Source organism: Pseudarthrobacter sp. H2 (assembly GCF_050157045.1).
In the GTDB taxonomy this organism is placed as follows: domain Bacteria; phylum Actinomycetota; class Actinomycetes; order Actinomycetales; family Micrococcaceae; genus Arthrobacter.
In genome coordinates, this window is sequence record NZ_CP189594.1 from 2,516,265 (window position 1) to 2,529,927 (window position 13,663).

A 13,663-nucleotide genomic window follows, 5' to 3' on the forward strand; every position below is an offset into this window, starting at 1 on the left:
GCCCCGCGTCCACCGCTTCCCGGATCGTAGAGGGACCGGGCGCCGCCTTGTGGAGGAAGACGTTGCCGCAGTCGTCAGCCGGTCTGCCCGTGGCGGGCACCTCCGGATCCGGGCCGGGACCCTGTAGCGTCGCCGCGACTAGTGGTCATTTTCGTTAGTTCGTCGGGGGTCTAGGTCCAGGCGGTGGGGTCGGCGAGGTAGAGGCCGCAGGCGGTGTCGAGGGCGTCTTCGGCAGTGCCGCCGGCCAGCCCGGTGGGCAGGTAGTTGTCCTCGTAGTCGTCGTGGCTGGCGCGGTAGATCGCGAAGCCCCACTGGTTGGCGTAGCCGGCATAGCGCAGCCGGCACAGCTGCTGTACTTCCCCGCCGGGAAGGACGGCGTCGACGTAGGCGAAACCGGCCCGGAAGCGGGTGTTGATCCTTTCGATCTGCGGCCAGCGTTCCCTGGCGCGGGCGGTCAGGCGCTGGTGCAGGGAGGTCTTCGTCGATTCGGGAATCCTGGCCATGGCCTTCATTCTGCCCTACCTGCCGCGGCGGGGTGGCCGTGCGGCGTGGCACCGCGGCGGGGCGCGGCCGGCGGAGGATAAATGGATCCCATGGTGATCTCTTCCCCGTTCACGATCAACCTGTCCACTGCCGCCGAGGCCGTGCTGGCCGCACGCGCCGGTTCCGCACGGGCCCCGTACCGTGATGTCCTGCGGGCGCGGATCGTGCTCGCCGCCGCGCGGGGAGAACCCAACGCGGTCATCGCCACGGGCCTGCGGATCCATGTCGATACCGTGCGCAAGTGGCGTAAACGCTACGCCGCCGGCGGGCTGGACGGGCTCAAGGACCTGGCCCGGACCGGGCGGCCGCACACGTTCACCCCGGTGCAGGTCGCCGGGATCAAGGCCCTGGCCTGCACCCCGCCGGCGGAGAAGGACGTGCCGCTGGGACGCTGGTCCGGTGCGGAACTGGCGCACGAGGCTGTCGCCGAGGGGCTGGTCGCATCGATCAGCCAGGCCACTGTCGCCCGCTGGCTGGCCAAGGACGCGATCAAACCGTGGCAGCACCGGTCCTGGATCTTCCCCCGCGACCCGGCCTTCGAGACCAAGGCGGCGCGGGTGCTGGATCTCTACGCCCGCATCCGGGACGGCGAACCGCTCGGGCCGGACGAGTACGTGATCAGCGCCGACGAGAAATCCCAGCTGCAGGCCCTGCGCCGGCGCCATCCAGGCCTGGCCCCGGGCCCGGGGCGGACCCGCAGGATCGAGTTCGAATACCGCCGCGGCGGCACCCTGGCCTACTTTGCCGCCTACGACGTCCACCGCGCGGAAGTGATCGGCACGATCGCCGAAAAGACCGGGATCGCACCCTTCGCCGAACTGGTGGAGAAGGTCATGACCACCGAGCCCTACGCCTCGGCCAAGCGGGTGTTCTGGGTGGTCGATAACGGATCCTCGCATAACGGGGCCCGCTCCATCGAGCGGATGGACGCCGCGTGGCCTACCGCCACGCTGGTCCACCTGCCCGTGCATGCCTCATGGTTGAACCAGGTCGAGATCTACTTCTCCATCCTGCAGCGCAAGGCCATCACCGGAGGCGATTTCAAAGACCTCGACCAGCTCGCCAAGCGCGTGCTCGCCTTCCAGAACCGCTACAACGCGACCGCGGAACCGTTCGATTGGAAATACACCCGCGCCGACCTCAACGACTACTTGCACCGCCTGAACAAACACGACCACGAACTGGCCGCCTGACCCCCGACGAACTAACGAAAATGCCCACTAGTTCGGTGGACCCCCCGGTCGGGGTGTGGGTTCGGTTCGGCTGGTTGTGGCGGGTCCCGGCGGGGCCGACGGCTGGCCGGGCGGGTGGCGGCGTTGGCTTCTCAGCTGAAGGATCCGCGCTGCCCCGGCGATCGCGACCAGGATCCCGCCAGCCACGGCTGCGATGAACAGCGCCATGCCCAGGGACAGCTCGCCGGCGGCCCCAAGATAGTGCACGGTGACGCGATCCTGGTTCTGCAGGATGAAGATGATGAGCAACACCAGAATGATCAGCCCGGCGCTGACGGCAACCCAGATCATCCCGGCCCGCGTCACTTCCGCGGCCCCGGGTTGGCCCGGGGACGGTTTCCGGGGAGGGCGTTCCGGCTTCGAGGGCGTAGGTTCGTTTTCCCGACGCGGGGCCGGGGGCGGCCCCGCTGATGGCCTCGGCGTTGGATCAGCAGCCACGTTCTTTCATCCCCTAATTCCGGAGCAATCCGTCCGTGCCGGACGGATACATCACAGAGTACTCCTCCAGCAAGCCTGCGTCCCCTGCCTGGTCCCGCCCAGCGGCACCCCCGGTGCGGGACTGTGACTGCCATGACTCGCTGCCCGTCCGGAACACCAGATCCACAGGGCCGGATGCTACAAAGTCGCGCCGCCAGGTCCAGGCTGCTACCGGACTCATGGCGGGAACGAAAGCCGTTGAGGAACCAGTGAGCGCCTGCAACCATCACGAGGAATCCGATGGCGCCCATGATCGTGAGCTGCGTGATGATCCCCCCGATGACCAGCGCGAAGCCGGCCAACGCGGCCAGAAGACCGTAGACAGTGTTGGCAGCCATGCCGCGGGGTAATCCGGACTTCAATTCGAGGTCCAGGTCCGGGTCCGTCGCGGCCAGATCCTGTTCGAGCTTTTCAAGGCGACGACGCTCTTCATCCGACAGCGGCATGGGAACCTCCTCCCCAGAAAAACGGGCCGGAGCCCAGAGGCAGAGGCCCGCCCGGCACACGACGTGCCTTGCGTTCATTATCTGCCCGTTACCGGACACTATCCACAGGCGCTCCCACTGGGAGGCGGCTGGGGTCCCGAAAAGGCTCCAGGCGCGAAGAACACTTCACCGGAGTCCCCGGGTACTCGCCATCATGATTGCTGTCCGCGTAGGATAAAGCCTGTATGTATGGCACGTGTCACAGAAGCCAGGACTGAATCCCTCCCCTGCCCAGAGGCCGGAACGTAGCGTCCCCGGGCTCGAAGAGAAAGACCGGCGCCCGGCTCATTCCGCGTCCAGGAGGATAACGATGACAGGTACATTCGAGCTCTTCACCGATGAGGACATGCGTTTCAGGTTCCCGCTGAGGGCCCCGACGGGACCGTGATGGCACTCGCCAGATCATTCCCCGACAAGGCCACCGCGGTCGCCGGCCTCACCGCCGAAGGCGTGGCGGGTAGAGAGCACACACAAGCCCGGCATCGACCGTGAGGACGTTCAATGCGATCCATAATCAGGTCCACCATGTCCGGCAATTCAATGAACCGCGTGTGGATTCGAGCATCCGCCGGACCCGCTTATCGGCCCCGGAGGGACCGGAGCACCATCCCTAAAGTCACCGCCGTCATCACGCCCCCGAACGACCTCATGGTTCTCCACGTCATCGGAGCCCGGCGAAAGCTCGACCTCGCAGAAAGGGAACAGACGAGTGAATGATACGTCGACGGCCAAGGGCGGCCAGGACTGCTGAAAGCTGTCCTGGGTTTTCCGGAAGCGGCGAGGCGCTCCGTCGGCAGGGCAGCGAACACCTTTTCAGGGTCCACGCCGTAAGGAAGAGAAAGTAGTCACGGACAGGCACGTGACCGAGTTCCCGCTCGACGCTTGCTCTTCCAGCGATGAAAGGCAGGCTACTGTGTCCTCTTCACACGTTCCCGCGCATCATCCCCACCCCTGGTCCACGCTGGGCCGCCGGATCCTGGCCGGAGTGATCGGCGGCCTCGCCGGCGGGATCGTGTTCGGCTTCCTGATGGCGCAGATGGGCATGTTCCCCATGATCGCGTCCATGGTTGGCTCCGACTCCGCCGGAGCCGGGCTTATCATCCATTTGACGATCTCGGTCGCGGTCGGTCTGGGACTGACGGTCCTCTTCGCGGGCAAGTTCCTCACCAGTTACGGCAAAGGCGCCGTCACAGGCCTGGTATACGGGGTCCTGTGGTGGGTCGTTTGGTGGGGCGTGGGTGGGTTGCTAATCACGCCCCTAATGCTGGGCGTGTCCGTGTTCACTCTGGAATTCATGGCTGCGATGACCCTGGTGGGTCACTTGATGTACGGGGCTGTCCTGGGTCTGACGGCAGTGCGAGTGCTCAAGGGGCGTGCATGAACGTTGAGGATCACGGGGCCGCGACCTTGCCTTGATAGCAGGGGGTAACAGACAGACCTGGTCGCCGCATGAGAGGGAGGCCGACCTGTTCCCGGACCCGTTCAGCTGCCTGCACGGGGTGAACCTGTTCGCCGACCACGGCCCCTCCGCAGCCCGGGTGAAGATGGCAATCATAAAGAAAATTTGACCGCTGTTTCGAGCCTGGGAACCCCGTGTTTGGAGGACTCAATCGTGGGTTCCGTGCGTAGCGGTCGGCGCATGCACACCGGATGAGCCGGGCCGCCGTGTTCAGCGGATGCCCGCGCCACCGTGCGTGCAGTACCCAGTCGGATGCCCGGATCTGAGCCCAGCGGCAAAAGCACTGTCTTTACGGGGCTGGACGGGCGGCTCCGGTCGACGGCGTTCCGCACCATGGCCGCCCTTGCTCCGACGGTTTAGGCTCTGTCCATGACCGAATTTGAGGTAGAGCAGTCGTGGTGGGAAAAGTTGTCCGGGCGAACCCGGGCAAGGCTCCTGGCAGATCCGACAGGACCGGTTCCGGCGGAGTTGGTATCTGAGGTTGTGGCGGCCGGAGGACTGGTAACCGGCACGGACTGGGCCGGAACCCAGGACCAAGCAAAGGGGTTCGTGCTACCGGAGAGCTTTCGGGCCTTTCTCCAAAAACTCGCTCCCTGATAACCCAGGATCTGACCCCGACCCTATGTTACCGTCCCGCGCCCGGAAGGCGGTGAAGCCGACGGTCAGGGGCGTTGGCCGCTGACGATCACCCCAGTGCCGGGGGCGAAGGCAACGTGGCCTTTGATCATCCGGGCCAGGGGTGTGGGCCGCGGGTAGGACCACGCGGCGTTCGGTGACCGGTGGCCTCCTGCGCGGACGTGGTGGTAGCGGGCCATCCCCTTCCAAAAGCACAGCGTCCGCACCCAGCTGGCCTCCAGCGCGCCGGGCACTATGGATTCCGCGGGGAAGTAGTGGTTGCCTTCCAGGTACACGGTCTGCTCCGAGCGGGCGATCACCTGTCCATGGAACGTGGCGGTAATCATGAGGTACTCCGTGCCAGTTTTTGCAGGATGTCGCGGTCCTGGATGACGATGCGCCCGCGGCCCTGGCGGATGGCCTTCCTGGCCGTGAGGTCACCCATGATCTTGCTGGTGGCCTCCCGGGAGGCGCCCAGGAGGCCCGCGAGCTGTTCGTGGGTGAGGTGGATGGTCCGGGCCTGCCCGAAGCGCGTCGGCCCCGCGGCGTCACCGAGTTTGAGCAGGGTGGACGCCACCTGGGCGGCCAGCGGCCGCAGCGCAAGGTCGGTCAGGCGCTGTTCGAGGCGGGCGACCTGTTCGCCCAGGAGCCGCGAGATGCGGATGGCGATGCGGGGATCCGAGAGCAGGAACCGTTCGACTTCATCCACGCTGAGCTGGCAGATCGCGGAGTCTTCGATGGCCTCGGCGTAGTTGTCATACATCCGCTGCCCCACGAGCATCATCTCCCCGAATACCGCGCCCGGTTCCAGGATGGCCATCGTCAGGGCCTTGCCGTCCTCGGCGACCCGGAAAATACGCACCCGGCCGGATTTGAGGATGAACAGCGCCTTGACACGCTGGCTCTGGCTGAACAGCAGTTCCCCGCGGCGGAACAGCCGGGCCGGGGCCATGAGATCCATGGCCTCGATCTCCTGTGCGCTCAGGTCAGCGAACAGATCAACTTCATTCAAACAGCTGAACGGGTCAGCGGGTCCTGACATCAGCGGGTCTGCCTCTCGTTGCCGCGGGGCCCACGGGCGCAGGTCCCCGGAGACGGTGGCCGCCACATCGACCCGGCAGGTATCGGTCATGCCCGGCTCGTCAGGACGCGGACCGCCACCAGTCCCAGAATAACGCCATAGATCATGTGGCCCATGAGGCTCATCAGAGCGGCCAGGTTCAGGGCGAACAGGGGCATGCCCATCATGACCGGCATGATCATCAACGGCCCAAGGACCCACCAGATGGCCCCGTAACCGAGCCCGACCAGGGCGCCGCGGCCATACCCGGTCAGGAACCGGGTGCCGAACAACACCGTCAGGCCAAGGCCGATCAGCACCGAAATCATCAGATGGACGCCGAACCCGACCACCGCCGAATCGGAGCCGACCATGGACGCGATGACCGGCAGCATGCCCATCATCGCCATGAGAATCCCGAACACGACACCGCCGGCGATGCCCCCGGCGGCCCCGGCGAGAACGCGCCTGCCGATGCCGGTGCCGGACGTGGGACGTGAAAGAGCTGATGCAGAAGCCATGACGGCAACCTTCCATCGAAGAGTTTCTCGCTGACGTCTTCAACGTATGGCCGGCCCATGATGCCGTTCAGTAATCTGCGCTACACAGCAAATAAACATCGGGAGCTGCGCCCGGCGCCACGGTGAGGCCAAGGAGGTGAACCGGGCGGGGGCTCACCCGTCATGCATCATCTTTCCGGCCCGGATCTGGAGGTGCCCGCCCCGGGCCGAGGCACGCACGACGTCGACGCACCGTTCCTCGACGGCTCGCCAGGGGGCGGCGGTGATGTCGGATCCTCCCAGTGCGCAGGCCAGCCGTGCCAGCGGAGTCAGCCACCGCGCCCATCCCTCCGGGTCCTGCATATCCACCACCCCGACCCGCGCATGCGTGGCGAGCAGTCCGGTCGTGTTCGTCCAGGCCTGCTGCCAGTCCCCCATGAGGGACAACGAGTAGGTCGCAAGGGCGGCATCGGAGACGGCCGAGCCCCCGCTCGCTTGGATGCGGGCGGCGGTTGACCGGGGGTCCAGCAGCACCATGTCCGCCTGGATCAGGATCACGTTCTGCCAGCCGCGGGCCTCGGCGCGGCGCAGCGCCTGGCGGAGCATTCCGGCGCTGCGGTCGATGCCGACGATGGTCCCGGCGGCACCGATGCGCTCCTGCAGCAGCGGAAAATTCAGTCCTGTTCCGCATCCGATGTCCAGCACCTGCTGGCCCGCTGTGGGGGCCAGGGCATCGATGCCGAGCACCCGCCCGGCATGATAGACAGGGTATTCGCCCGACAACAGGTCGTAGAACGGGGCAAACAGCGTGTATTTGTCGCGGATGGAGGGGCTCCTTCAGGTTTGTTCCGGCGCAGCGACGCGGTTGGCGGACAAAAGCACAGCGGCAGGCGCACTGTCCGGCATTCAACAACACCACCAGGAGTCCATCATGGCAGTCGAGAACCCGATCGTAGACCTCCTGGTGGTCGGAGGCGGGACGGCCGGAATCATAGGTGCCACCACGGCGGCCGGGTTCGGCGCACGAACCCTTCTGGTCGAGCAGGCCCGCACCGGCGGGGACTGCCTGTGGACCGGATGCGTCCCGTCCAAGACCCTCCTGTCGGCAGCCGCACACGCCAGGACCGGGCGCGCGCTGACCGGGCAACCTCCGAAATTCGCCGCGGTGCGCCAGCGCATCTTCGCCGCAATCAGCACGATCGAACCGGTCGACTCCCCTGCGGCACTCGAAGCCGCCGGCGTGCAGGTCATCACGGGCACCCTGACGTTCCGCACCCCCGGGGTGGCCGAGGTTGACGGCAGAACGATCCGCTTCCGGCAGGCACTGATCGCTACCGGCGCAGCGCCGGTCAGCACCGGCATCCCGGGCCTGGACCCCGCGGCGACTGTCACCTCGGACACGATCTGGGAACTCGACGCCCTTCCGGCGCGGCTGGCCATTGTGGGAGGCGGCCCGGTCGCCTGCGAACTCGGGCAGGCCTTCGCCCGCCTCGGATCCGAGGTCACCATGATCGTCCGCTCCGGGATCCTCCCCAAGGAAGATCCCGACGCAGCCGGCCTCCTCCGGGACAGCCTGGTAGCCGACGGTGTCCGCATCCTCGAGAACTCCACGGTCGAGAACGCCGTCACCACGGATGCCGGATCCCGGCTCCTGCTTCGCGACGGCGCTGCCGTTGACGCCGACGTCGTTCTCCTGGCCACCGGACGCGCACCACGCACCGAGGGTCTCGGCCTGGAACGGGTCGGGGTCAAGCTGGACGAGGACGGCCATGTCATCACGGATTCGCGGATGATGACCTCAAATCCGCTCATCTGGGCCGCGGGAGACGTGACCGCGAACCCCCGGTTCACCCATCTGGCCGGCGTGCATGCGTCGGTGGCAGTGTCGAACGCGGTGCTCGGGCTCAAACGCCAGGTCAGTGGCATCGTGCCCCGGGTGACGTTCACGTCCCCTGAGGTGGCCGTCGTCGGGCTCACGACCGCCGACGGCGGTCTGCAGCACCGGGCCCGGACGGTCCGGCACACCCATGTGGACCGGGCCGTGACGGAGGACACCACGGGCGGTTTCACGAGGCTGATCGTGGACCGGCGGGGAAAAATTCTGGGCGGCACCATCGTCGGCCCGCGGGCAGGGGAATCCCTGGCTGAACTGGCCCTGGCGGTCCAGAAAAGCCTGACAACATCCGACATCGCCGCAACGACGCACCCCTACCCCACCTATTCGGACGGTGTGTGGAATGCCGCCGTCGCCGATGTCAGGGAGCGTCTGGCCTCTCCGGTGGTGCGCCAGGCCATGGCGGGTCTGGTCTGGTTCCGGCGCCGCTGGCTGGACGGGCCAGGGTCTCACCGCGGGACCGGTAGCCGGCAATAATCCGCTGGACGCCGCTGGCCGTGACCAGCAGCGCCCATACGGACGCGATGTCCCACGCGGCGACCGGGAAGACCGGGAAGATCAGCCAGAGGCTGTGCACGGCCACGGTCCCGGCACCTTCCCTCAGCCCGCCCAGGAACGACAACGACCGGCCGGCCCGGAGCCGGCGGCCGGTTTTTCGGCGATGGAGGAGAAAGCCAGGAAAGCCGTGCCGTTGATGCAGCAGGCAAACAGGACGCTGTCTTCTCCTCGGCAGCGGCAATCGTCTTCGCGGCGCCGCCGCGGCTCAGCGTCCCCATGGGCTGGGTTATGCTGGCCGGCGGCCTGGCAATGGGCCAGTTCGGCGAGTCGCAGCTCCCGCCTGAGTGTATTCAGGATGTGAGCCCGTTCCGCCACTCCGCGGCGATGCCTGTTGAACCGTTCGACCCGGCGGCCTGACCTCGCCGGTTGACTCGGCGGGGTTCAGGGGCTGTTCTCGTAGACATCTGGGATTCCGTCGTGGTCGGAGTCGACCTTCTCTGCTTCCTCGGCCTGCCGGTATTGGCGGTTCCTGATCCGCAGCACCACCGTTGCCAGCAGCGCGGCAAGCAGGGATGCGGCCAGGATGCCCACCTTGGCGTGGTCATCGTGCAGGCTTCCAATGTCCGTCGCGGTGGGGATCGCCCATCCCCGCAATGTCTCGGGGCTGGCGAAGTTGACCGCGGCGTGGATGAGGGCCGGAACGGCCACGCCGCCTGCCGCAGCGGTAACGGGAACAATTGACTTGTTCAGCTGCCGAGGATCCCCCGCCACAAACTCCCGTTTAAGCTCAAGGCCGACCAGGAAGAAGAAGATCGCCAGCAGCCCAGGCTGAGTTCAAGGTGCCAGGGCTCGTAACCCATCCTGAAGTCCCGGAGCGCGAAATAGCTCTCGGAGACCGGGGAGCTGGCCCAGATGAGTGCGATGAGGGCAGCAGCTACCAGCAGGGCGCCGCCCACCGTTTCCTTGCGGAGGATCGCCCCGATCCGCAGCGCTTCGGCGTAACTGCCGCGCCCAAAGACCGTGAAGCGCGGCGGAAGGGACGGAGGCGTTTGGCTCATGAGCAAGTGCGGTCCCCGGGTTCCCGGCAACGGGTCTGAGCCCGCCGGCGTTCAGCCATGTAGCTGCTGTGCAGGACACCTGACCGCCGGTTAGCTGTTCAGTTCCGCGGCGGCGAAGGAGACAGCGAAACGTGCGCACCAGATACTGACCGAGCTGTAGTCGGCCAGCGTCGCTCGGGGCGGGATCTCGTAGTTCTGGTCCCCTTTGTTGGCTTTGAGCGCGCCCAGATCGAGGTAGGCGCCGTCGTCGAAGACATGCCAGCCGGCCGTTCCTTCGATCACCGGGGCGTCGCTGAGCCATACCCGAAGGTCCGGGCCATCGGAGGTATCGAGACCTTCGAAGCGGAGAATCCGGGTCCCGTCGGAGAGTTCGAGGATTCTCACGGTTCCGGAGCTGGCATGCTCATGGCTGATAAGTTCGCCCTTCACCAGTTCCCGCGGAGCGGCCGCTGAGGGCCCCGCCGGCGGGCTGGTCGGCGACGCAGCGGGCGGAACGGCCTCGGTCACCGTGCTACTGGTGAAGATCCGCCACGGCTGGAACAGATACAGCCCGACGGCGACCGCGATGGCGGTGAGGAGGACGACAGCCGGGATGCTCACGCGTCTGTTCATGCCATGCCAACGACCGGATCGAAAGCGAAGTTCCGGGTCACGGTTCGGGACAGCAGCCACCGGATGCAGCAGCTGATCTCAGACCCCTCCGGAGTTCGGATCCCAACGGACCCGTTCGAAGATCTCATGGCAGGCCAGGACGAAACGGACCCCGGGGCCGCCGATCCCACACCATGCGCGCATACCGGCCGGGGCTTGGATCGGCGCCCGCAGGTCATCCGGTAGCGTTCGGGCATAGATGACGCTGCAGCTTTGGCCATTCTTTTCAGCGAACGCATCAACGCAGGAGACCTTGCAGGACTCATGTCCAACGATCACACCTTCGTCGGGACCGCCGGCACCGCCCTCATCGGAAAGGCAGCCTGCATCGAAGCCTGGCGACGCACAAGGGAATGGATCCGCAAGGGCGCACCCCTGTGCCTGATCGGCGACTCCGGGACCGGTAAATCCTATCTGCTCATCGGGCTCGGTACCGCCGCGGCGGAGAGGGGCTACTGGGTCAAATACACCGTCGCGGCCCGGCTCGTGTACGCCCGCTATGGTCGCGTGGACCTGTCCGGTGCGGCCACCAGCCACACAGCGGGCACCACTTGTCCGAGCGGTCGGCATCACGCCGTGAGGTCGCGGCGCCGGAGCAGGTAGGCGGAGATCCCTGCCCCGGCAAGGGCAATAGCGGTCATGGTCAGGGCAGCTGCGGGGTCGAACGGCTCCACTGGCATCGCCGCGGAGTGCCGGAACGGGCTCACATCCTGCAGCCAGGCAGGCAGGCGCAGCAGTTCACCGAACTGGCCCAGGACCAGGCCGCCGGCCAACATGCCCCACCCCAACGGAATACTCACCCTTGGCACCGCTGCGAAGAGGACCGCCGTTGCCGCGACGAACACGGCGGCGGCCGGGACGTGGGCCAGCGCAGCACCGATCAGCAGGCCCGGCGGGCCGTTCACCACGCCGGAGAGGGTAAGGCCGATGGTCGCTGCGGTCCCGGCGACGGCGGCCACGACCGTTACCGAGGTCGCGGCCAGCACCAGGTTCGCGCCAAGCCACCGTGCCCGGGAGCGGGGCGTGGCCAGGAGAAGTTCGGCCCGGCCCTCGGCTTCCTCTGCGCGGAGCCGCAGTATCGCCTGGATACCGGCGGCCGCGGCCAGGACACCGGCGATGCCCAGCAGGGCAGCGGTGAACACATCGATGATCTCCGCCCGGCTGCCAGGGACGAGCCGGAGGATCAGCTCCCGGAGCGATTCATTGCCGCCAATCACGTCACTGACCACGGGCCCGAGCCCCCCGGCGATCCCTCCCAGCAGGGCTGCGAAAAGGCACCAGCCGATCATGGTGGGCCGCTGCTGGCCCCAGGCCAGGCCCAGGAACGAGCCACCCCCGGTGCCGGCACGCTCCCTGCCGGCACGTTCAGGCAGCAGGCTGGCGCCCAGATCCCTGCCCCTTCTGACCGCTACTACAGCGAGGGCCAAGGTGGCGGCCGCCGTCGTCAGGACCAGCAGCGGCACGGGATCGGCGGCCGAGAAGGGCCGGGAGCGTTGGCCCCACCCGATGGGCGAGAGCAGCGAAACCCATCCGCTGGTGACCCGGGTCAGATCGGCGCTCGGGGTGCCGAACGCATCGCCGATACCGCGCAGGAAATATGCCGCACCGACCAGACCCGCTGCCGCTCCGTTGGCGGCCCGACCCGAGGGCATGACCTGGGCGATGGCCGCGGAGGCGGCCACGAAAAAGGCCCCGACCGCACCGACAGCGGCCCCGGCCGTGACTGCCCCGGGTCCTGGCAGCCCGGCGGCGGCGAAACCGGCGGCCACGCACAGAGCCAGCACCAGATTCGCGGCTGCCCCCAGCATCAGGGTTGCCGTCAGTGACGCGGCCCGCGGGATCGGCACGGAGCCGATGAGCTCCGCGCGTCCGAGCTCTTCATCGGTACGGGTATGCCGGATGACCAGAAACGTGCTCATCAGACCTGCGAGCACGGCGGTGAAGGCATAGCCCTGGAAGAACACCACCGCTCCGACACCAGCCCCGTCGGGCAGGCCGCGGACGAACAGGAACGCCGGGCTCACCGCCGCCACACCGATGATCGCCGCCCGGTCGGCCTCGTCCGCGAATTCCGTGGCCACCGCACCTGCCACGGCGAATCCCAGAAAGGCGATGCCCAGAATCCAGACGGGCAGGACTATCCGGTCCCTGCGTGCCTGGGCCAGCACCAGGGCCATGATGCCGGACATCAGAGCACCTGGCCGGTGGAGTCGCTGTAATGGCTCAGGAACAGGGACTCCAGCGACGGCGGGGAAACGTTCAGACCGCTGATCCCGGCCGCCGCGACCGCTTCCAACACCGGTGCTAGGTCGGCTGCGTCCACGTCAAACTCGACAACGTCCCCGTCGGTCAGGACGCCCTGCACCCAGGGCAGGGCTGCTAGCAGGCCGGCATCAGCGCCCTCGATACGGAAATGGGTGAGCTTCAGATGCCTCAGCTCAGCCAGGGTCCCCGATTCCACGGCCTTTCCGGAACGGATGATCGTCACCCGGCCGCAGAGCTGCTCGACTTCGCTGAGGATATGGCTGGAGAGCAGAACCGTGGCACCCTCGGCACTGACGCGCTGGACCTGCCGGCGGAACACCGAATCCATCACCGGGTCCAGGCCGGCACTGGGCTCATCGAGCAGATAGAGCCGGGCCGGGCGGGCGAACGCCGCGATGAGTGCCACCTTCTGCCGGTTGCCTTTCGAATACGTCCGGGCCTTGCGCCGCGGATCAAACTCAAACTCATCGATCAGTTCCCGGCGCAGCCGCTCCTCGGAGCCGCCCCGCAGTCCGGTGAGCAGGTCAATGACTTCCCCGCCGGACAGGTTCGGCCATAAGCTCACATCCCCGGGAACATAGGCGATGTCCCGGTGGGCGCGGACCGGGTCCCGCAAGGGATCGAGCCCGAACACCCGCGCCGTTCCCGAACTCGGGCGGATGAGCCCGAGGAGCACCCACAAGGTTGTTGATTTGCCGGCCCCGTTGGGGCCAAGGAATCCGTGGACCTCACCCGGACCGACGCGCAGGTCAAGGCCGTCCAAGGCACGGGTCCTGCCGAACGTCTTCACGAGCCGTGTAGCGTCAATGACGGGATCTGATGCTGAAGTCATGATGGGTCCCGTTCCCTCGGTCCAGCGACAACGACCGAGGCGGCTGCCACGGCGTTCCGCAGGCACGTTACCCCGCGGGCCGACCAGGCTTCCC

Annotated in this window: 13 protein-coding genes and 2 pseudogenes; 4 read left to right on the forward strand and 11 right to left on the reverse strand. The window is 67.1% G+C overall.

Annotated elements, in window-relative coordinates; translation table 11 throughout:
* Window positions 1-170 precede the first annotated feature (170 nt).
* A complete protein-coding gene (locus tag ACQCSZ_RS11880; RefSeq protein ID WP_427004571.1) occupies window positions 171-503 on the reverse strand; it encodes a hypothetical protein in 333 nt (110 codons plus the stop codon).
* Between the two features lie 81 nt (window positions 504-584).
* On the opposite strand from ACQCSZ_RS11880, the gene ACQCSZ_RS11885 reads away from it, so the two are divergent.
* The gene (locus ACQCSZ_RS11885) at window positions 585-1,736 is read left to right on the forward strand and encodes an IS630 family transposase (protein WP_427005433.1); all 1,152 of its coding nucleotides are present in this window, start codon (window positions 585-587) and stop codon (window positions 1,734-1,736) included.
* 27 nt (window positions 1,737-1,763) lie between these two features.
* On the opposite strand, the gene ACQCSZ_RS11890 is transcribed toward ACQCSZ_RS11885, so the two are convergent.
* Complete coding sequence (locus tag ACQCSZ_RS11890) at window positions 1,764-2,066, reverse strand: LapA family protein (protein WP_427008159.1); 303 nt, start codon at window positions 2,064-2,066, stop codon at window positions 1,764-1,766.
* An 11-nt stretch (window positions 2,067-2,077) separates the two neighbouring features.
* A complete protein-coding gene (locus tag ACQCSZ_RS11895) occupies window positions 2,078-2,776 on the reverse strand; it encodes a DUF3040 domain-containing protein (protein ID WP_427008160.1) in 699 nt (232 codons plus the stop codon).
* 874 nt (window positions 2,777-3,650) lie between these two features.
* Here ACQCSZ_RS11895 and ACQCSZ_RS11900 point away from each other — a divergent pair.
* On the forward strand, window positions 3,651-4,118 hold the full coding sequence (locus ACQCSZ_RS11900) for a hypothetical protein (RefSeq protein ID WP_427008161.1): 468 nt from the start codon (window positions 3,651-3,653) through the stop codon (window positions 4,116-4,118).
* Window positions 4,119-4,858: 740 nt separating this feature from the next.
* On the opposite strand, the gene ACQCSZ_RS11905 is transcribed toward ACQCSZ_RS11900, so the two are convergent.
* From ACQCSZ_RS11905 to ACQCSZ_RS11920, 4 genes are all read right to left on the reverse strand, one after another.
* Window positions 4,859-5,158, reverse strand: coding sequence for a DUF427 domain-containing protein (locus tag ACQCSZ_RS11905; protein ID WP_427008162.1), 300 nt, complete (start codon window positions 5,156-5,158; stop codon window positions 4,859-4,861).
* A complete protein-coding gene (locus ACQCSZ_RS11910) occupies window positions 5,155-5,943 on the reverse strand; it encodes a Crp/Fnr family transcriptional regulator (protein ID WP_427007766.1) in 789 nt (262 codons plus the stop codon). The genes ACQCSZ_RS11905 and ACQCSZ_RS11910 overlap by 4 nt, the downstream gene beginning before the upstream one ends.
* Window positions 5,940-6,392, reverse strand: a complete 453-nt coding sequence (locus tag ACQCSZ_RS11915; protein WP_427007765.1) for a hypothetical protein — start codon at window positions 6,390-6,392, stop codon at window positions 5,940-5,942. Before ACQCSZ_RS11915 ends, ACQCSZ_RS11910 begins: the two co-directional genes overlap by 4 nt.
* Before the next feature lie 153 nt (window positions 6,393-6,545).
* Complete coding sequence (locus ACQCSZ_RS11920; protein WP_427008163.1) at window positions 6,546-7,118, reverse strand: class I SAM-dependent methyltransferase; 573 nt, start codon at window positions 7,116-7,118, stop codon at window positions 6,546-6,548.
* Between the two features lie 184 nt (window positions 7,119-7,302).
* Between ACQCSZ_RS11920 and ACQCSZ_RS11925 the strand changes: the two genes are divergently transcribed.
* Entirely contained in the window at window positions 7,303-8,742 is a 1,440-nt protein-coding gene (locus ACQCSZ_RS11925) for a dihydrolipoyl dehydrogenase family protein (RefSeq protein ID WP_427008164.1), read from the forward strand.
* A 635-nt stretch (window positions 8,743-9,377) separates the two neighbouring features.
* Here the strand turns inward: ACQCSZ_RS11925 and ACQCSZ_RS11930 are convergent.
* Window positions 9,378-9,821 (reverse strand): annotated as a pseudogene (locus tag ACQCSZ_RS11930) (Na+/H+ antiporter NhaA); the annotation flags it as partial.
* Between the two features lie 90 nt (window positions 9,822-9,911).
* Window positions 9,912-10,421: a DM13 domain-containing protein gene (locus ACQCSZ_RS11935; protein WP_427008165.1), complete on the reverse strand. Its 510-nt coding sequence runs from the start codon at window positions 10,419-10,421 to the stop codon at window positions 9,912-9,914.
* A 396-nt stretch (window positions 10,422-10,817) separates the two neighbouring features.
* Here ACQCSZ_RS11935 and ACQCSZ_RS11940 point away from each other — a divergent pair.
* Window positions 10,818-10,988: pseudogene (locus ACQCSZ_RS11940) on the forward strand (ATP-binding protein); the annotation flags it as partial.
* Between the two features lie 53 nt (window positions 10,989-11,041).
* Here the strand turns inward: ACQCSZ_RS11940 and ACQCSZ_RS11945 are convergent.
* Both ACQCSZ_RS11945 and ACQCSZ_RS11950 read right to left on the reverse strand, forming a co-directional pair.
* Entirely contained in the window at window positions 11,042-12,661 is a 1,620-nt protein-coding gene (locus tag ACQCSZ_RS11945) for an ABC transporter permease (RefSeq protein ID WP_427008166.1), read from the reverse strand.
* Window positions 12,661-13,569 carry an ATP-binding cassette domain-containing protein gene (locus ACQCSZ_RS11950; protein WP_427008167.1) on the reverse strand — a complete coding sequence of 303 codons (909 nt, stop codon included), beginning with the start codon at window positions 13,567-13,569 and terminating at the stop codon, window positions 12,661-12,663. The genes ACQCSZ_RS11945 and ACQCSZ_RS11950 overlap by 1 nt, the downstream gene beginning before the upstream one ends.
* Window positions 13,570-13,663: the final 94 nt, after the last annotated feature.

Coding starts and splice junctions, on each gene's coding strand:
- ACQCSZ_RS11880 (WP_427004571.1), bottom strand. CDS start 503: ATGGCCAGGATTCCCGAATCGACGAAGACCTCCCTGCACCAGCGCCTG.
- ACQCSZ_RS11885 (WP_427005433.1), top strand. CDS start 585: ATGGATCCCATGGTGATCTCTTCCCCGTTCACGATCAACCTGTCCACT.
- ACQCSZ_RS11890 (WP_427008159.1), bottom strand. CDS start 2,066: ATGATCTGGGTTGCCGTCAGCGCCGGGCTGATCATTCTGGTGTTGCTC.
- ACQCSZ_RS11895 (WP_427008160.1), bottom strand. CDS start 2,776: ATGAACGCAAGGCACGTCGTGTGCCGGGCGGGCCTCTGCCTCTGGGCT.
- ACQCSZ_RS11905 (WP_427008162.1), bottom strand. CDS start 5,158: ATGATTACCGCCACGTTCCATGGACAGGTGATCGCCCGCTCGGAGCAG.
- ACQCSZ_RS11910 (WP_427007766.1), bottom strand. CDS start 5,943: ATGACCGATACCTGCCGGGTCGATGTGGCGGCCACCGTCTCCGGGGAC.
- ACQCSZ_RS11915 (WP_427007765.1), bottom strand. CDS start 6,392: ATGGCTTCTGCATCAGCTCTTTCACGTCCCACGTCCGGCACCGGCATC.
- ACQCSZ_RS11925 (WP_427008164.1), top strand. CDS start 7,303: ATGGCAGTCGAGAACCCGATCGTAGACCTCCTGGTGGTCGGAGGCGGG.
- ACQCSZ_RS11945 (WP_427008166.1), bottom strand. CDS start 12,661: ATGTCCGGCATCATGGCCCTGGTGCTGGCCCAGGCACGCAGGGACCGG.
- ACQCSZ_RS11950 (WP_427008167.1), bottom strand. CDS start 13,569: ATGACTTCAGCATCAGATCCCGTCATTGACGCTACACGGCTCGTGAAG.